Here is a 19,000-nt window from a genome sequence, read left to right as displayed (position 1 = left end):
CTGAGGGGTTTTCACGTGAGTTCCGTGTCCGCGTCCGCATCCGAGCTGCCCGATTTCCGTGATCCCGCGCTGCCGCCGCAGAAGCGCGTCGACGACCTGCTGTCCCGGCTCACGCCCGACGAGCGGATCGCGATGCTGCACCAGTACGCGCCGGCCGTCCCACGGCTCGGCATCGCCGCCTTCCGCACCGGCAGCGAGGCCCTGCACGGGGTCTCCTGGATGGGCGTGGCGACGGTCTTCCCGCAGGCCGTCGGTCTCGGCGCCACCTGGGACGAGGCCCTGGTGCACCGGGTCGCCGAGGCGATCTCTGTCGAGCTGCGCGCCTTTCACCACCACCGCACGCCCGCCATCGGCAGCGGCGCCCACAGCCTGCAGGCCTGGGCGCCCGTCCTGAACCCGCTGCGCGATCCGCGCTGGGGGCGCAACGAGGAGGGTTACTCCGAGGACCCGGTGCACACCGCCCGGCTCGGCGAGGCGTTCTGCACGGGCCTGGCCGGCGATCACCCGGCCTACCTGCGGGCGGCCCCGGTGCTCAAGCACTTCCTCGCCTACAACAACGAGGACGACCGCTGCACCACCTCCTCCCGACTGCGCCCGCGCGTCCTCCACGAGTACGACCTGGCAGCCTTCCGCCCCGTCGTCGCCTCCGGCGCCGCGACCGGAGCCATGGCCGCCTACAACCTGGTCAACGGCCGTCCCTGCCACGTCGGTCCGCTGATCGAGACGGAGCTGCGGCGCTGGGCACAGCCGACCGGCCACGAGCTGTTCGTGGTCAGTGACGCCGAGGCCCCCTCCAACCTGGTCGACCCGGAGCGCTACTTCGACGACCACGCCGAGTCCCACGCGGCCGCGCTCAAGGCCGGCATCGACAGCTTCACCGACCACGGCGAGGACAGCGCCACACCCGTCGGCCGACTTCGCGAGGCACTCGAGCGCGGCCTGATCGACCAGACCGATGTGGACCGCGCCGTGCGCCGACAGTTGGAACTCCGCTTCCGGCTGGGGGAGTTCGACCCCGAACTCGACCCGTACGCCGGGATCGGCCCGGAGGCGATCGACTGCCCCGAGCATCGCGCCCTGGCGCGGGACGCGGCGACCGAGTCGGTGGTGCTGCTCAAGAACGACGGCCTGCTTCCCCTGGACCCGGCACGGGCACCGAGGATCGCCGTCATCGGCCCGCTCGCCGACACGCTGTACGAGGACTGGTACAGCGGCACCATGCCCTACCAGGTGACCCTCGCCGACGGCCTCGCCGCCGCCCTCCGCGCCCACGACGGCGAGGTGGCACGTGTCGAGGGCGCCGACCGGATCGCCCTGCGCTCCCGCACCACCGGCGAACTCCTCGGCAAGACGACCTTCGACGTGACCGACTGGGGCCGCGGCGTCCTGACCCTCCGCGCCGCCGACACCGGCCGCTACCTGAGCGTCAAGGACGACGCCACCGTGGTCGCCGACCAGGAGGTGCTCAAGAGCTGGGAGATCCACGAGACCTTCCGTTTCGAACCGGCCGGGGAGGACAGCGTGCTGCTCCGCTCCGTGCTCACCGGTCGCTACGCCGCCGTGGACCCGGCCGATGGCCGGGTCACCCTGACCGCCGATGCCCCGGACTCCGCCGAACGCTGGGAGCGGGAGCTGCTCCGCGACGGCGCGGCCGAGGCCCGGGCAGCCGCCGAGGCTGCCGACGTGGCGGTCGTCGTCCTCGGCAACCACCCCATGATCAACGGCCGCGAGACCGAGGACCGCGCGGACATCGACCTGCCCGAGACGCAGGAGGAGCTGCTGCGTACGGTCGCGGCTGTACGCCCGGAGACGGCGCTCGTGGTGATGAGCAGCTACCCGTATGCCGTCGACTGGGCCGACGAGCACCTGCCCGCCGTGGTGTGGACCTCCCACGGCGGGCAGGAGACAGGCCACGCGCTGGCCGCCGTACTCCTCGGCGAGGCCGAGCCCGCCGGCCGCCTGCCGCAGACCTGGTACCGGGGGGACGATCCGTTGCCGGCCCCGCTCGACTACGACATCATCAAGGCGGGCTGGACCTACCAGTACCACCCGACCGCGCCCCGCTACCCCTTCGGCCACGGCCTGTCGTACACCGACTTCGCCCACCGGGACCTGCGGCTGTCACGGTCGTCGATCGGCCAGGACGGCGCGGTCGACGTCACGGTGACCCTGGCCAACAGCGGTGCCCGGTCCGGTAGCGAGGTGGTGCAGCTCTACGTCCGGGCGTTGGACGCCCGTCACGAGGCGCCCAGGCTCCGCCTGGCCGACTTCCGCAAGGTGCGCCTGGAACCGGGGGAGAGCCGCGAGGTGGCGTTCCGGCTGCCCGCCGAACAGCTCGCCCACTGGTCCGTCGCGGCCTCCGCCTTCACCGTGGAACCCGGCGGCTACGAGATCATCGTCGCCCGCTCCGCCGATCACCCGGTCCTCACCGCACCGCTGACGGTGACCGGGACGGCCTCGGTGCCCCGGGTCGTCGTGGAACGGCGCACCCTGGCGGTCGACTTCGACGACTACGAAGACGTCACCCTCGTCGACGCCACCCGCCTCGACGGTGACGCGGTCACGCCCACCGACCCCGCCCGGCCCGCGACGCTCCTCTTCCGCGACGTCGACCTCTCGGGGGCCGTCCGGATCGAGGCCGAGACCGCCCGCGAGGCCGCCGGAGCCGGCGAGGCGCGGCTCGTCCTCCGGGCGGGCGACCAGGTGCTGGCCGAGCTCGGTGTCCTCGTCACGGGCGACCGCTACGCGTGGACGACCGTCGCCACCGACCTGGCCGCCCTGCCCGTCGGCGTCCACGACCTGCGCCTGACCCTGCATGGCGACTTCCGCCTCGCCGCCTTCCGCTTCCGGAGAGCCGGCAAGGCCGACTGACAGCCGGCGCCCGGCGGAGACCGGCGGCCCGCCCACGGAGGGGAGGACGGGCCGCCACTCCCGTCCCCGGCCGCGGAACCGGACCCGCGAGCCGCGCCGTCCGGGTGTCCTCGACGCCACACCGTCCCAAAAAGGACTTCCCGTCAACTCTTCGATCGCAGGAGACCTCATGCCGCTCACCGACTTCGAGCCCGGCGAACTCGCCGGCTACCGCCCGGAGCTGTCCGCTCCGGAGGATTTCGACACGTTCTGGCAGGACACCCTCGCCGAAGCCAGGTCCTACGACGGGACCGTCAAGTCCCAACGAGTCACGTCCGCGCACCTGCTGCACACCGTCGAGGTCGACGACGTGCGCTTCCCGGGCTGGAACGGCGAGCCGGTGGCCGCCTGGCTGCTGCGCCCGCGCGGCGCGGACGGACCGCTGCCGGTCGTCGTCACGTACATCGGCTACAGCGGCGGTCGTGGTCTGCCCACCGACCACCTGTTCTGGTCCGCCGCGGGCTACGCACAGCTCGTCGTCGACAGCCGGGGCCAGGGCCACGACACCCCGGACCGCACGGCGGGCGACGGCACGCAGTGGGTCGGGGGATTCATGACCCGCGGCATCGACTCCCCCGAGAACTACTACTACCGGCGGCTGATCACCGACTGCGTGCGCGCCGTGGACGCCGTCGCGGAACTGCCCGGCCTCGACCCCCGCAGGATCATCGTGGCCGGAGGCAGCCAGGGCGGCGGCCTGGCCCTCGCCGTCGCCGGTCTCTCCGGGGACCGTGTGGCGGCGGCGCTGTCGGACGTCCCGTTCCTGTGCCACTTCCGCCGGGCCGTACAGATCACCGGGGAGGGCCCCTACCCGGAGATCGTCGAGTACCTGCGCCGGCACAGCCGCGACCGCGTGGAGCAGACCTTCGCCACCCTCGACCACTTCGACGGCGTCCACTTCGCCCGGCGGGCCACCGCACCGGCACTGTTCAGCGTCGCCCTGATGGACCCGGTCTGCCCGCCCTCGACGGTCTACGCCGCCTTCAACCACTACCGGGGGCAGGACCGCACCATGACCGTCTGGCCCTTCGGGGACCACGGCGGCGGCTGCGGCTCCAACCCGCCGGTCCAGCTGTCCTGGCTGCGCGAGCGCGGTCTCACGCCGGAGCTCTGACCACCGTATGTACACGCCTGATCACCGCGCATCGTGCGCGGGCGGAGGAACCTGACCGATGAAGTTCACCGACGGCTACTGGCTGATGCGTCCGGGAGTGACCGCCCGCTACGCCACCGAGGTCGCCGACGTGCGGTCCGACGAGCACCGGATGACCCTGTACGCGCCCGTGAAGCACGTGCGCGGCCGCGGTGACACGCTCAACAGCCCGCTGCTGACGGTCGAGTGCTGGTCGCCGGCCGAGGGCGTGATCGGGGTACGTGCCACCCATCACGCCGGATCGGTCCGGCGAGGACCGGAGTTCGCGCTGACAGGCGCGCAACCGGAGGTGGGAAAGGTGCACCGGGACGGCGACGTGGTGGAACTCGCCTCCGGCGAACTGACCTTGCGGGTGGACACCGCACAGCCGTGGCGCCTGGAGTTCACCGCCGACGGGCGGGTGCTGACCTCGGCCGGCGCGCGCGGGACCGGCTTCGTCACCGACGCCGACGGCCGGCACCACATGCTGGGACAACTCGCCCTCGGAGTCGACGAGCTGGTCTACGGACTGGGGGAGCGGTTCACCCCGTTCGTCAAGAACGGGCAGGCGGTGGACATCTGGCAGGCGGACGGCGGCACCAGCAGCGAACAGGCCTACAAGAACGTCCCCTTCCACCTGACGAACCGCGGCTACGGCGTCTTCGTCAACCACCCGGGCAGGGTGAGTTACGAGGTCGGCTCCGAGTCCGTGGGCCAGGTCCAGTTCAGCGTCGAGGACCAGACCCTGGAGTACTTCGTCGTCCACGGCCCCACCCCGAAGCAGGTCCTGGAGCGCTACACGGCCCTCACCGGCCGCCCCGCGCTACCCCCCGCCTGGGCGCTCGGCCTGTGGCTGACCACCTCCTTCACCACCGACTACGACGAGGCCACCGTCAACCGCTTCGTCGGCGGCATGGCCGAACGCGGCATCCCCCTCAGCGTGTTCCACTTCGACTGCTTCTGGATGCGCGCGTACCAGTGGTGCGACTTCGACTGGGATGCCGACACCTTCCCCGACCCGGCCGGCATGCTGGCGCGCCTCAAGGAACGGGGGCTTCGGGTCTCTGCCTGGATCAACCCCTACGTCGCGCAGAAGTCGGCGCTGTTCGAGGAGGGCATGCGTGACGGCTACCTGGTGCGGCGGCCGGACGGCAGCGTCTGGCAGTGGGACCTGTGGCAGCCCGGCATGGCCCTGGTGGACTTCACCAACCCGGCCGCCCGCGACTGGTACACCGGCAAGCTCCGCACCCTCCTCGACATGGGCGTGGACTGCTTCAAGACCGACTTCGGCGAGCGCATCCCCACCGACGTCGTCTGGCACGACGGCTCCGACCCGGAGCGGATGCACAACTACTACACCCACCTCTACAACCAGGCCGTCTTCGACCTGCTGCGCGCTGAGCGCGGCGAGGGCGAGGCGCTCCTCTTCGCCCGGTCGGCCACCGCCGGTGGCCAGCAGTACCCCGTGCACTGGGGTGGCGACTGCGAGTCCCACTTCAACGCCATGGCCGAGTCCCTGCGTGGCGGACTCTCCCTCGGTCTGTCCGGCTTCGGCTTCTGGAGCCACGACATCGGCGGCTTCGAGGGCACCCCGACCCCCACCGTCTTCAAGCGCTGGGTGCAGTTCGGCCTGCTCTCCTCGCACAGCCGGCTGCACGGCAGCAAGTCCTACCGCGTGCCGTGGGACTACGGCGAGGAGGCCGTCGACGTCACCCGCGAGTTCACCCTGCTCAAGCACCGCCTGGCTCCCTACCTCCAGAGCGCAGCCCAGCAGGCGCACTCCACGGGCGTCCCGGTGATGCGGGCCATGGTCCTCGAGTTCCCGGACGACCCGGCCGCGGCCACGCTCGACCGGCAGTACCTGCTCGGCGACGACCTCCTCGTCGCCCCGGTCTTCACCGACGACGGCACGGTCGAGTACTACGTGCCCGAGGGGACGTGGACCAACGTCCTGACCGGAGCCCAGGTCACCGGCCCACGATGGGTGCGGGAGCGGCACGGCTTCCACACCCTGCCACTGCTCGCCCGCCCCGACTCCGTCATCCCGCTCGCGGCGGACGACCAGCACCCGGTCTCGGCCTGGGCGGACGGCGTCGAACTCCGGGTCCACGCCTTCGCGGACGGCGCGGAGCGCACCGTCGTGATCCCCCGCACCGACGGCCCCGGCGAGACCGCCCGCTTCCACCTGCGCCGTACGGGCGACCGCCTCCGGGTGACCACCGACAGCCCACACGCCTGGCGGCTGCGCATCGGCGGACCGGACGGCGCCCTGCACACCAGCCCAGCCGGCACCCAGCGGACCGACGTCCCCTACCCGGCCTGAGCCGGTACGGATGCGAGTCCCTGCGCCGCACAGCGCGGGGCCTCGCCCGTGCGCCTACGCGAGCGGGGACGGAAACCCGGTCATCCAGTGGTCCGCCAACGGCGGCCCCGCGCAGAACTGGAACATGGCCAAGACCGGCTGAGCGCCCCGGCGTGCCATTGGCACGCCCCTCGCCCGCGACTCCGTGACCGGCTCGACCTCCGACACCCACCACCTCCCCGTCCCGGCCGCCGGAGTCCAGGACCGGATCCCGGCGGCCGTGACCCCAACGTCACTGGAGGGGCTTCGCATGACTGATCTGCCCGCGCGCGTCCTGTTCGGCGCCGCCTACTACCACGAGTACCAGCCGTACGAGCGGCTCGAGACCGACCTCGATCTGATGGCGGAGGCGAAGTTCACCGTCATCCGCGTCGGCGAGTCGGTCTGGTCCACCTGGGAACCGGAGAACGGCCGGTTCGAACTCGACTGGCTGCAACCCGTCCTCGACGGCGCCCACGAGCGCGGCATCTCCGTCGTCCTCGGCACTCCCACCTACGCGGTGCCGCCGTGGCTGGCCCGGCAGTACCCGGAGATCGCCGCCGAGGACGCCACCGGGCGCCGCGCCGCGTGGGGCGCCCGGCAGGAGGTCGACTTCACGCACCCGGCCTTCCGTTTCCACGCGGAGCGGGTGATCCGCGCGATCGCCGCCCGTTACGCCGCCCACCCCGCGGTCATCGGCTTCCAGGTAGACAACGAGCCCGGCCCGCGACTGCCGCACAACCACGGTGTCTTCCAGCGGTTCGTGGACGACCTGCGGCAGCGGTACGGCGATGTGGAGACCCTCAACCGCGAGTGGGGTCTTGTGTACTGGTCGCACCGGCTGTCCACCTGGGCCGACCTGTGGACCCCCGAGGGCAACGCGCAGCCGCAGTACGAGCTGGCCTGGCAGGCGTTCCAGGCGCGCCAGACCACCGAGTTCATCGCCTGGCAGGCCGGCATCGTGCGCGAGTACGCGAGGCCCGGCCAGTTCGTCACCACATGCCTCGCCTGCGGCTCCCCGGGCCTGGAGGACGACGAGCTCACCGACAGCCTGGACATCACCGCGGGCAACCCGTACTACGACATGCAGGACAGCCTCACGATGCCCGAGCCGCCGCGCGAGAAGCTGCCGCACCAGTGGATGGCGTACGGGGCGTGGGCGCTGCACCACAGCGCCGACCGGATCTACTCCTCGCGCCAGGAGCCGTTCCTGATCACGGAGACCAACGCCCAGGCAGTCGGCGGCAGTTCCGACAACCGGCCCGCCTTCGACGGGCAGTGGCGGCAGGCCGCGTGGGCGCTGGTCGCGCGCGGGGCCCGCATGATCGAGTACTGGCACTGGCACACGCTGCACTTCGGCACCGAGACGTACTGGGGCGGGGTCCTGCCGCACAGCGGACGACCGGGGCGCGCGTACCGCGAACTCGCCCGACTGGGCGCCGAGTTCGAGCAGGCCGGTGACCTGGTCGCCGGGATCGCACCGGACGCGGACATCGCCATGGTGTACTCGGCGCCGAGCAAGTGGCTGATGCGCAAGCACCCGCCGCTCGCCGGCCCCGACGGCGGTCCGGACGCGTATGCGTACGAGGGGATCTTCGAGCCGTTCTACCGGGGCGCGTTCGAGGCGGGGCGCCAGGTACGGATCCTGCACGCCCGCCAGTTGCACGACCCGCGCGGCGAACGCCAAGGAGCGGCACCGGAGTCGGCGGCCGAGCTGCACCCCGTGCTCATCGCGCCGGGGCTGTACGTGGCGGACGACGGGATGCTCGACTGGCTCGGCGCCTACGCGGAGGCGGGCGGCCACCTCGTCCTCGGTCCCCGCACCGGCTACGGCGACCATGAGGCGCGGGCACGCCACGAGGCGACACCGGCGCGGATGGTTCGGGCCGCGGGCGTCCGGTACGACGAGTTCAGCAACCTGGACGCCGACCTGCCGCTGCGCACCGCACCGGACAGCCCGCTCCAGCTGCCCGGCGACGCGGTGGCCACCCGTTGGGTGGAGGGCCTGGCCGTCGAGGACGCCGAGATCCTGGCCGAGTATGACCACCCGCACTTCGGGCGCTGGCCCGCCGTCACCACCCGCCGCCACGGCGCGGGCAGCGTCACGTGCGTGGGCACCGTGCCCGGCCGCGATCTGGCCCGCGCGCTCGCCGCGTGGCTCGCGCCCGCCCCGCGCAGCGGCTGGCGGGATCTGCCCCGCTCGGTCACGGTCTCGACCGGCACCGCCCCCGACGGCCGGCGCGTCCATGTCGTCCACAACTGGAGCTGGCAGCCGGCCACCGCCCATGCCCCGGTGGACCTGACCGACGCCCTGGACGGCAGCGTGGTCCCCGCCGGTACGCTCGTGCGGCTCGGTGCCTGGGACGTCCGCGTCCTCGCCGCCGCACCGGGGTCCGCCGCACAGGACCGATGACAGCGGTGGCTGGACCTCCTCAGATACATGGGATCTCCCTGGGGCGGAGCGATGAGATTTCGAAGCGCTTCGATGCTCATCAGATGCCAGAGCGAATGCCAAGAGATCAGCACTTTGCACCTACCAGGGCATGCGGGAGAGACCCCTCCAGGCCTCGGAGGAATCTTGGAAGCGACCCTTGTGTGCCCATGGGTGTTCACTTAACCTCACAGCAACATCGAAGCGCTTCGACTGGCATCGCGCCGCAGTAGGTGGATGTCTGCTTCAGCTCAGCTCAGCTCAGCTCAGCCAGTTCCAGTCACGACACCGCACCCGACGGCCCACCGCCCGGGTGTCCAGGTGCGCCACGAAGGGTTGACGCAATGACGCCGAATGCCGCCTCCTCCGGACCGAGCCGGAGAAGCTTTCTCGCCTCCACGGCGGTCGCCACCGCAGCGGTGGCCGGGGGAATCCCGCTGCTCGCCGCCTGCGGCGGTTCGGACAGCGGGTCGCGAGAGGGCACCACGTCTCGCAAGGCCGCCGACAAACTGCTCCCGACCTACGTCGCCAGCACGGCCGCCAAGCCGGACCTTCCGTCGAAGAACGGTTCATCGGACGGCTACACCGGCAAGGTCGACCTCGCGGCCCTCGCCGTCTCGGTTCCGGCCAAGCTCGGCACCGGCGCTCCCTTCAAGGTCATGTCCCCGTTGTGGGGAGCCCTGCCGAAGCCCGGGTGCGCCTACTACACGGCGCTCGACGCCGCGGCGGGCACCAAGGTCACCTGGCAGAACCAGAACGGCAACGCCTACGGCGAGAAGCTCGGCGCCGTCCGAAGTACCCGAACCTGGCCGCGATACCGACCGACTCCTGGCGCATGAGCATCTTCGGCGGCGCGCTGCGCGGCATTCCGATGCCCGCGGCCCCCTCGTCCTTCATCGTGCCCTACTACCGCAAGGACATCTTCGACAAGAAGGGCTACTCCGTACCCAAGTCGCCCGCCGAATTCCTCAGCTGGGCCAAGGAGGCCACCAGCGCCAAGGCTAGGGTGTGGGCCTGCGGTGACCTGTCCTGGATCTCGGGATCCTTCTTCGGCGGTACGCCGTCCGGGACACTCGGCTGGAACATCGGGGACGACGGCAAGTTGAGGCACAGCATCGAGCTGCCCCAATACCTCGAAGACCTGGAGTGGACCCGCAAGCTCTTCGATGCCGGCGTGGTCCATCCCGATGACAAGGCGGGCTCCGGCGACGTGACCCAGCGCTTCACCGCCGGACAGGTCCTGGTCTTCAACAGCGACATGTCCGCCTGGTACGTCAAGTCCGCCGAACAGGCCCAGAGCAACCCGGGCTTCCAGATGGACGCCATGGACATCTTCGGCGCCGACGGCGGCAACCCGACGCTGTACGCGTCCCAGCCCGCCAACATCTGGTCGGTGATCCGCAAGGGCGCCTCGAAGGAGACGGTCGAGAACGCGCTGGCCGCCGCCGACTTCGCGGCGGCGCCCTACGGCACCAGGGAGCGGATGCTCGTCGACTACGGCGTCGAGGGCACCCACTACACGGTCAAGGACGGCGTCCCGGCCAAGACCGACCAGGGCAACTCCGAGGTGATCAACGCCTGGGGGATGCTGGCGGCCCCGGCTCCCTACCTCGCCCACCCCGACCTCCCCGAGGTCGCCCGCAAGCAGGTCGAGTGGCAGCAGCGGATGGGTGCCTTCGTGAAGAAGACGTCCACGTACGGCATGAACATCGTGGAGCCGAGCCGCTACGCCAACCTCCACACCCCGTTCGAGCAGTTGCAGAAGGACTACGTGCGGGGCCACAAGAGCCTGTCCGACGTGCAGGCCGCCATCTCCACCTGGAAGTCCTCCGGCGGCGACAAGCTGCGTGACTGGTACAAGGAGCTCCTCGACAAGAACGGCAGCGGCAACTGATGTCACTCACGGCCGGGAGCAGGCCCGGCGGGACTCGTCCCCCCGCGGCCGTCGAGGAATCGACGGCCCCGGTCGCCGCCGCGCAGGTGCGGGCGCCGAGCAAGAAGAGCAAGGCCGGCAAGGTTCCCTGGCGGATCCGGCTGCGCCGTGACCGCGCGCTCATCTTGATGACCCTGCCCGTGATCGCCCTGCTCCTCCTCTTCAACTACGTCCCGTTGTTCGGCAACGTCGTCGCCTTCCAGGACTACGACCCGTACGCGGCCGGCAACGGCATCACGGCGATCTTCCAGAGCCCCTGGGTCGGCGTCGAGCAGTTCTCGCGGATGTTCGAGGACCCGCTGTTCTGGGACGCGACGCAGAACACCCTTGTCCTGTTCGTGCTCCAACTGGTGCTGTTCTTCCCGGTCCCCATCGCCCTCGCGCTGGTCATCAACAGCGTGATCCGGCCCCGGGTGCGGGCCGTGGCGCAGGCGATCATGTATCTGCGCATTTCTTCTCGTGGGTCCTCGTGGTCACCGTGTTCCAGCAGATCCTCGGCGGCGCGGGCATCATCGCCCAGACCCTCCAGGACCACGGGTGGAGCGGCTTCGACCTGATGACCGACGCTGACCTGTTCAAGTTCCTGGTCACCGCGCAGGCCGTGTGGAAGGACGCCGGCTGGGGGATCATCGTCTTCCTCGCGGCCCTGTCCGCCGTCAGTACCGACCTGTACGAGGCCGCCGCCATGGACGGCGCGGGACGCTGGCGCCGCATGTGGCATGTGACGCTGCCCGCGCTGCGCCCGGTGATCGCACTGCTCCTCGTGCTGCGGGTGGGCGACGCGCTGAGCGTCGGATTCGAGCAGTACCTGCTCCAGCGGGACGCGGTCGGCGCGGGGGCCAGCGAGGTTCTCGACACGTACGTGTGGAGCATGGGTATCCAGAACGGCGACTTCAGCTACGCGGCCGCGGTAGGCCTGGCCAAGGGAGTCATCGCAGTCGGTCTCGTCCTGGGCGCGAACAAGTTCGCGCACCTGCTGGGCGAGCAGGGGGTGTACAAGAAGTGAGCCTCAACACGCAGCTCATCCGCAGCCTCAAGGCTCCCGCCCGCCCCGTGTGGGAGGAGCCGCCGAGCAAGGCCGGGCTCACCGCCAAGAGCGGCTTCCTGCTGCTCTGCTGCCTGGGGGTGCTCGGTCCGCTGTGGATCGTGATCGTCACCAGCCTCTCTCCCAAACCGGCGATCGACCAGGCCGGCGGCCTCGTCGTGATCCCTCAGGGCATCACCTTCATCAACTACACCGAACTGCTCAGCGGTGGCCAGGTCAGCCGGGCGATCATGGTCTCGGTCGGTGTCACGCTCTTCGGCACGCTGTTCTCGATGGCGGTGTCGGTACTGGGGGCCTACGGCCTGTCACGCCCGGGGTCTCTGGGCCATCGGTTCTTCCTGATGGTCATGCTGGCGACCATGTTCTTCGGGGCCGGGCTCATCCCGACGTACCTTCTGGTGCAGTCCCTGGGCCTCACCGACACCTACCTGTCGCTGATCCTGCCGAGCGCGGTCAGCATCTTCAACATCCTCGTCCTGCGGGCCTTCTTCATGGGGATCTCGCCCGAACTCACGGAGTCCGCCCGCATCGACGGGGCCAGTGACCTGCGCATCCTGCTGACCATCATCATGCCGCTGTCGCGGGCGGTGCTTGCCGTCATCTCGCTGTTCTACGCGGTCGGCTACTGGAGTGCCTGGTTCAACGCCTCTATCTACCTCTCCGACCAGCAGATGATGCCGCTGCAGAACCTGCTCATCCAACTGGTCCAGAAGAACACCGAGGCGCCGACCGGCCTCCAGCAGGCGGTCCGCACCGGTGAACTCTCCCCGCTGGGACTGCAGATGGCCGTCATGGTCCTTGCGCTGATCCCCGTCGCCGTTGCCTCCCCCTTCGTCCAGCGGCACTTCAAGAAGGGCATGCTCACGGGGGCGATCAAGGGCTGAATGGCGCCGTACAGCCCCGCGCCCTTTAGGTTCTCCACTCCCCCTCTTGCCGAAGACCGAGGTACGTCTGATGCCTGATCTGAGTGACGCGACACGAGGCCGTCTGCTCTTCGGCGGCGACTACAACCCGGAGCAGTGGCCCGAGGAGACCTGGCACGAGGACGTACGGCTGATGAAGGCGGCCGGGGTCAACTCGGTCACCCTCGGTGTCTTCTCCTGGGCGAAGCTCGAACCCCGGCCGGGGGAGCGCAACTTCGGCTGGCTGGACCAGCTGATGGACCTGATGCACGAGAACGGCATCGGCGTCGTCCTCGCCACCCCGACCTCCTCGCCCCCGCCCTGGATGGGCCGGCTGCACCCCGACACCCTGCCCGTCACCGAGGACGGCCGCACCGAGTGGTGGGGCGGCCGGCAGCACTTCTCGCACTCCAGCGCCACCTACCGGCGATACGCCGCCGCCATCACCGAGGACCTCGCCGCCCGCTACGGCGGCCACCCGGCCCTGACGATGTGGCACATCAACAACGAGTACTGCACCTTCGACTACGGCGACGAGGCCGCGGCCGCCTTCCGCCGCTGGCTGCGCGAGAAGTACGGCACCCTCGGCGCCCTCAACGAGGCCTGGGGCACCGCCTTCTGGAGCCAGGGCTACGACACCTGGGACGGCATCCTGCCGCCCCGCCTGCCCCACTACATGCGCAATCCCACCCAGGTCCTGGACTTCCGGCGCTTCACCTCCGACATGCTCCTGGAGTGCTACGTTGCCGAGCGGGACATCGTCCGCCGCCACACCCCGCACCTGCCGGTCACCAGCAACTTCATGCCGCTGTGGATCGGCCAGGACGCCTGGCGCTGGGCCCAGGAGGAGGACGTCGTCTCCGTCGACATCTACCCGGATCCGCGCGACCCGCTGGGCGCCCAGAGCGGCGCCCTCGTCCAGGACATGACCCGCTCCCAGGCGCGCGGGCCGTGGATGCTCATGGAGCAGGCGGCCGGGCCCGTCAACTGGCGGGGCGTGAACCACCCCAAGCCCCGGGGCCTCAACCGGCTCTGGTCCCTGCAGGCCGTGGCCCGGGGCGCCGACGCCGTCTGCTACTTCCAGTGGCGGCAGTCCCGGCAGGGCGCGGAGAAGTTCCACTCCGGCATGGTCAGCCACGCCGGGGAGGAGGGCCGTACGTACCAGGAGGTCAAGCAGCTCGGCGCGGACCTCGCGCGGATCGCCCCGGAGATCTCGGGCCGGCACGGCACCGCCGACGTCGCCGTCCTGCACGACTGGCACGCCTGGTGGGCCGGAGCCCAGGACGGCCGCCTGTCCCAGCAGGTCGACCACGCGGACATCCTCAAGGCCTGGCACCGTGCCCTGTGGCAGGCCCACCTCACGACCGACTTCGCCCACCCCGAGCACGACCTGTCCGCGTACCGACTCGTCGTCGTACCGCAGCTGTACCTGCTTGACGATGCGGCGATCGGGAACCTCCTCGCGTACGTCCGCCAGGGCGGCACCCTCGTCTGCGGCTTCCTCACCGGCGTCGCCGACGAGGACGACCGGGTGCGCCCCGGCGGCATGGACGCCCGGCTGCGCGAGTTGTTCGGCATTCGCACCCTGCACGAGTGGTGGCCGCTGGACGCGGGGGAGACCATCGCCTGCGAGGGCTTCCCGGGAACCCTGTGGTCCGAGGAACTGGAGGCCGACGGCACCGCCGACGAAACCCTCCCGTACAAGGGCGGCGAACTCGACGGACTGCCCGCCGTCCTGCGAAAGGAGCGGGCCTGGTACGTCTCCACGCTCCCGGAGCCGGAGGAGCTGCGCGACCTGCTGGCCCGGATCGCCGCCGGCGCGGGCGTCCGGCCGGTGCTCGACGGCCTCCCGGAGCACGTCGAGGCGGTACGCCGGGGCGAGGTCCTGTTCGTGCTGAACCACGGCCGCGAGCCGGTGACCGTGGAGGTGCCCGGGACCCACCACGACCTGCTCACGGGGGCGGCCGTCACGGACCGGGTCACCCTCGGCCGCTACGACGTGGCGGTGCTCCGGCCGTGACCGCGATCAACGGGCCCGTCCACGGCACCTGGGAGCCGCACCCGGCCGCCCGCTGGGAGGACGCCTTCCTCAGCGGCAACGGCCACCACGGCACCCTGGTGTTCGGTGACCCGAACGACGAACGTGTCATCGTCACGCATCACACCCTGGTGCGCCCCAACGACAGCGACACCCGGCCCCCGCGGCTCGCCGCCGAACTCCCCGCCCTCCAGGACCGCCTCCTGGCCGGCGACCGCACCGCCGCGGAGAGCTTCACCGACGGCCGCCCGCTCCAGTGGGTGCGGCCCTTCCACCCCGCCTTCCAGATCCGGCTGCACCGGCCGTCCGGCGAGGGGCACGGCTACCGCCGGTCCGTCGACTTCGCCACGGGCGTCGTCCGGGCGGAGAACGACGGCTCGACCAGCCAGGTCTTCGTCTCCCGCGCCGACGACGTGATCGTCCAGCACGTCACGGCACCCGGCCGCACCCTCGACATCTCCCTGGACCACGGCCTTCCCGGCGCCCCTCTCGGACTGGGAGTCGGCCACGGAGCGGTCCTCACCCCCGAGGGCGCACTGCTGAGCCTGCGCGCCCGCTACCCCGAAGGCGACCGTGCCTTCACCGGCGTCACGCTGATCGCCGTCACCGGCGGTACGACGGCCCTCGCCCCGCCGGGCGCGCACATCGAGGGAGCCCGGTCCGTACTGCTCATCACCCGGGTCCGCCGGCACACGGGCGAACTCGACGTGACCGCGGAAGGCCGGGCCCTGCGCGACCTGCCGACGGAGTACGAGGAGCTCCTCGAGCGCCACGTCGCCCTCCACCGCACCGCCTACGAGCGCGTCACCCTCGACCTCGCCGCCGCCCCGGCCGAACGAGCGCTGCCCGGATCCGAGTTGCTGAAGCGCCCGCGTGGCGCCGCCCTGCTGGAGCGGCTGTTCGCGGCCGGCCGCTACCACCTGCTGTCTGCCGCCGGCCTCTTCCCGCCCCGCCTGACCGGCCTGTGGACCGGCGACTGGAACACGGCCTGGTCGGGGGCGTTCACCAACGACGCCAACCTCAACCTCCAGACCGCCTCCGCCGCGGCCGCCGACCTGCCCGAGGTCACCGCGGCCCACGCCGCGCTGATCCAACGCCAGCTGCCCGACTGGCGCGACAACGCGCGCGCGGTCTTCGGCACCCGGGGCGTGGTCGCTCCCGCCCACACCGACGGCGAGTCCGGCCACTCGTACCACTTCAGCCGCGAGTACCCCCTGCACCTGTGGACGGCGGGCGCCGACTGGCTGCTCAAGCCGCTCGTCGACCACGACGAGACCCAGGGAACCCGCGACCCGCGCACCGCCGCCGCCCTCGCCGAAGTCGCCCTGTTCTACGAGGACTTCCTCACCCGCACCGACAGCGAGGGCAACCTGGTCGTCGTCCCCTCCTACTCACCGGAGAACCGCCCGGCGAACGCGAGCTGGGGCGCGGTCAACGCCGCCATGGACCTCTCGGCGGCCCGCCACGCCCTGCGCACCGCGGCCGACTACCACCCGGACACCCCGGACGCCGACCGCTGGCGCGCCCTCGCCGACCGGCTCCCGGCGCACCGGATCAACGAGGACGGGGCCCTGGCCGAATGGGCGTGGCCGGGCCTGGCGGACTCCTACGACCACCGCCACCTCAGCCACCTGTACGGCGTCTGGCCGCTCGAGGAGATCACCCCCTACGACACGCCCGACCTGGCGGCCGCCGCCCACCGCGCCCTCGAACTGCGCGGCGCCGAGAACGACTCCGCGCACGGCCACCTGCACCACGCGCTCATCGCGGCCCGGCTCAGGGACGCCGAACGCGTCGCCCACGCCCTCGGCCAGGTCCTGGACGGCGACTTCTTCCACGCCTCCCTGATGAGCGCCCACTACCCGAACCGCCACGTCTACAACGCCGACGCCGCGCACACCCTGCCCGCCGTACTGATCGAGATGCTTCTCCAGTCGACCCCCCACCGACTGGTCCTCCTGCCGGCGCTGCCGCCGTCCCTCCCGGCGGGCCGGCTCGCGGGCGTACGCACGCGGTTCGGCGCCGAGGTCGAACTGACCTGGACGCCCGACGGGGCGACGGCGGTCTTGAAACCGACCCGCACCGCCCGTATCGAACTCAGGACTTCTTCCGGCGACGCCGAGTCGATCGACCTCGTCGCCGGAGAGGACCACGTCCTCAGCATGGAGGCGTGGTAGCACCCCCACATTTCCCCCCACCCATGGAAGGGACACCATGGTCAAGAGCACGATCCGCAAGATCACCATGGCCGTGCTGGCGCCGGCGATGGCTCTCGGTGCCACCGTCGGCCTGGCCTCCGCCCCCGCTTCGGCAGCAGTCTGGAACTCCTGCGACCGATGGGGCAGCACCAGCCTGGACGGCTACAAGCTCTACAACAACATCTGGGGCTCCGGCGCGGGCAGCCAGTGCATCTGGGCCAACTCCGGGACCGGCTGGGGCGTCTGGGCCAACCACCCCAACACCGGCGGCATCAAGTCCTACCCCAACTCAACGAAAACGATCAACAAGACGATCGACTCCCTCGGCCGGCTCACCAGCAACTACAACGTCAGCGTCCCGTCCTCCGGCGCGTACAACACGTCGTACGACATCTGGGACACCGACCACCAGTACGAGATCATGCTCTGGGTCAACTACAACGGAGCCGTCGGCCCGATCGGTAGCTGGCAGGCCAACGTCACGCTCGGCGGCCACAACTGGAACGTCTACAAGGGCACCAACGGGTCGAACCAGGTGTTCTCGTTCCTGCGGACGTCCGACTCCAGCTCGGGCACCGTGGACATCAAGCCGATCCTCAACTGGATCGCGTACACCAAGGGCTGGATGCCCGGCAACGAGACCATCGGCGACGTCCAGTTCGGCTATGAGATCACCTCGTCGTCCGGCGGACTCAACTTCAACACCAACAACCTGATCATCAGCGGCGGCTGACCCGACAACAGGGCCGAGGTCGGTCCGCGTCCTCCTCAGGCGCGGTCGACCTCGGCCCGCAGCGCGTTGTAGTCCGCGAAGGCGGCCTCGACGTCCGCGGCTCGGGTCGTAGGTGTGCTTGCGGGTGCCCGTGGGGGGGCCACGGCCGCGGGGAGCCGGGCCGCGTCCGCCTCCGTCCACGGAGCGCCGACGGCCGCGTAGAGCTTCGGGGCGCCGGAGCCCGGATCGGAGCCCAGCCAGGAGTACGGCACGGCGGTGACCGGGTCGCGGTGGCACCACACGATCGTGGCGTCGGGGAACACCGTGCGCAGCGCGTTCAGGTTCTCCAGATGCATGGGAGATTCAGCCTCGTCCAGGGCAGGAGCGGCCGTCGCGGCGCGGTGGCACTGACCGGGGCCCGGTGGCCCCCTCGGACCGGAGTTCACCGCTGGGCGCGGTGAGGTCGGTCCAGCCGACGACGCAGGTGATGGTGTGCGTCGATCGTGGTCATTCCATGTACCGCCTGGCTGCAGGGCGCCGTGGCGGGCAGCGCCCGCCCGTCACTTCCGTGCTGTCGGCCCGAAGGGGAGGGGTTCGCCGGAGCGCAGGTGTTCCCTCAGCCACTGCTCCGTGTTGCTCACGTGGAGCAGCGCGGCGGCCTGGCTGAGGGCGGCGTCACGGGTGGACAGGGCGTTGAAGATCGCCTCGTGCTCGGCGAGGGTGCGGCCCGCGGCCTTGTCGTCGACCAGACCGCGCCAGATGCGGGCGCGCAGAGTGCGGCCGGAGATCCCTTCCAGGAGGGTGAGGAGGGTCTCGTTGCCCGTGGCCGAGACGACGGCGCGATGGAAGGCGGCGTCGTGGGCGTTGAGCTGTTCGATGTCGTCGCGGGCTCGCGCATGGCGTCCAAGTGACTTTTCACCTCGGCCAGTTGGGCGTCGGAGATCCGGGTCGCGGCAAGCGCCGTGGCGACTGGTTCCAAGAGTCGCCGTACCTCCATGAGGTCCTGCAGGGCGACCGAGTCGCCCTGGAGCAGTTCCACCGCGCCGCCGAGCCCCTCCAGCAGCAAGCTCGGCTGGAGGCTGGTCACATACGTGCCGTCGCCCCGCCGGACCTCCAGGATCCGCGCGACGGCGAGGGCCTTGACCGCTTCTCGGGCGAGGTTGCGGGACAGTCCCAGCTGAGCGGCCAGGTCCGGCTCCGGTGGGAGCTTCGAGCCCGGCGGCAGGGCACCGGTCCGGATCAGCTCACGGAGCTGCTCGATGGCCTTGTCCGTCAGAGACACCGCTCATCCCTCCCCCCACCGTGCCCCGTGAGCACGGCCGACCTGACCAGCCCCTGAGTATGGAGATCGTCCCAGA

The 19,000-nt window shown here is 70.9% G+C and carries 10 protein-coding genes and 3 pseudogenes; 11 read left to right on the top strand and 2 right to left on the bottom strand.

What is annotated here, in order from left to right; genetic code table 11:
* Nucleotides 1–24 precede the first annotated feature (24 nt).
* The 11 genes and pseudogenes from ACZ4VI_RS00985 (at nt 25) to ACZ4VI_RS00935 (ending at nt 17,663) form a co-directional block, all read left to right on the top strand.
* Entirely contained in the window at nt 25–2,871 is a 2,847-nt protein-coding gene (locus tag ACZ4VI_RS00985; protein ID WP_467995425.1) for a glycoside hydrolase family 3 C-terminal domain-containing protein, read from the top strand.
* Between the two features lie 169 nt (nt 2,872–3,040).
* Nucleotides 3,041–4,024, top strand: coding sequence for an acetylxylan esterase (locus tag ACZ4VI_RS00980; RefSeq protein WP_467995423.1), 984 nt, complete (start codon nt 3,041–3,043; stop codon nt 4,022–4,024).
* Nucleotides 4,025–4,082: 58 nt separating this feature from the next.
* The gene (gene yicI / locus ACZ4VI_RS00975) at nt 4,083–6,365 is read left to right on the top strand and encodes an alpha-xylosidase (RefSeq protein WP_467995422.1); all 2,283 of its coding nucleotides are present in this window, start codon (nt 4,083–4,085) and stop codon (nt 6,363–6,365) included.
* 10 nt (nt 6,366–6,375) lie between these two features.
* Entirely contained in the window at nt 6,376–6,507 is a 132-nt protein-coding gene (locus tag ACZ4VI_RS00970) for an RICIN domain-containing protein (RefSeq protein WP_467995420.1), read from the top strand.
* Between the two features lie 147 nt (nt 6,508–6,654).
* Nucleotides 6,655–8,796, top strand: a complete 2,142-nt coding sequence (locus ACZ4VI_RS00965; RefSeq protein WP_467995419.1) for a beta-galactosidase — start codon at nt 6,655–6,657, stop codon at nt 8,794–8,796.
* Between the two features lie 362 nt (nt 8,797–9,158).
* A pseudogene (locus ACZ4VI_RS00960) lies at nt 9,159–10,708 on the top strand (type 2 periplasmic-binding domain-containing protein).
* Nucleotides 10,708–11,753 (top strand): annotated as a pseudogene (locus ACZ4VI_RS00955) (ABC transporter permease). The pseudogenes ACZ4VI_RS00960 and ACZ4VI_RS00955 overlap by 1 nt, the downstream one beginning before the upstream one ends.
* Nucleotides 11,750–12,676, top strand: a complete 927-nt coding sequence (locus ACZ4VI_RS00950) for a carbohydrate ABC transporter permease (RefSeq protein WP_467995417.1) — start codon at nt 11,750–11,752, stop codon at nt 12,674–12,676. Before ACZ4VI_RS00955 ends, ACZ4VI_RS00950 begins: the two are co-directional and overlap by 4 nt.
* Before the next feature lie 70 nt (nt 12,677–12,746).
* Nucleotides 12,747–14,714, top strand: coding sequence for a beta-galactosidase (locus tag ACZ4VI_RS00945; RefSeq protein ID WP_467995416.1), 1,968 nt, complete (start codon nt 12,747–12,749; stop codon nt 14,712–14,714).
* Nucleotides 14,711–16,909, top strand: a complete 2,199-nt coding sequence (locus ACZ4VI_RS00940; protein ID WP_467995414.1) for a glycosyl hydrolase family 95 catalytic domain-containing protein — start codon at nt 14,711–14,713, stop codon at nt 16,907–16,909. Before ACZ4VI_RS00945 ends, ACZ4VI_RS00940 begins: the two co-directional genes overlap by 4 nt.
* A 37-nt stretch (nt 16,910–16,946) precedes the next feature.
* Nucleotides 16,947–17,663 (top strand): glycoside hydrolase family 12 protein, encoded by a 717-nt coding sequence (locus ACZ4VI_RS00935; RefSeq protein WP_467995412.1) that lies wholly within the window; start codon nt 16,947–16,949, stop codon nt 17,661–17,663.
* A gap of 35 nt (nt 17,664–17,698) precedes the next feature.
* Here the strand turns inward: ACZ4VI_RS00935 and ACZ4VI_RS00930 are convergent, their stop codons facing one another.
* Both ACZ4VI_RS00930 and ACZ4VI_RS00925 read right to left on the bottom strand, forming a co-directional pair.
* Nucleotides 17,699–17,998: a hypothetical protein gene (locus ACZ4VI_RS00930; RefSeq protein ID WP_467995411.1), complete on the bottom strand. Its 300-nt coding sequence runs from the start codon at nt 17,996–17,998 to the stop codon at nt 17,699–17,701.
* Between the two features lie 204 nt (nt 17,999–18,202).
* Nucleotides 18,203–18,924 (bottom strand): annotated as a pseudogene (locus tag ACZ4VI_RS00925) (FadR/GntR family transcriptional regulator).
* Nucleotides 18,925–19,000: the final 76 nt, after the last annotated feature.

This window comes from Streptomyces sp. NPDC029169 (assembly GCF_055563935.1).
This window is presented reverse-complemented; position numbering and strand designations above follow the sequence as displayed.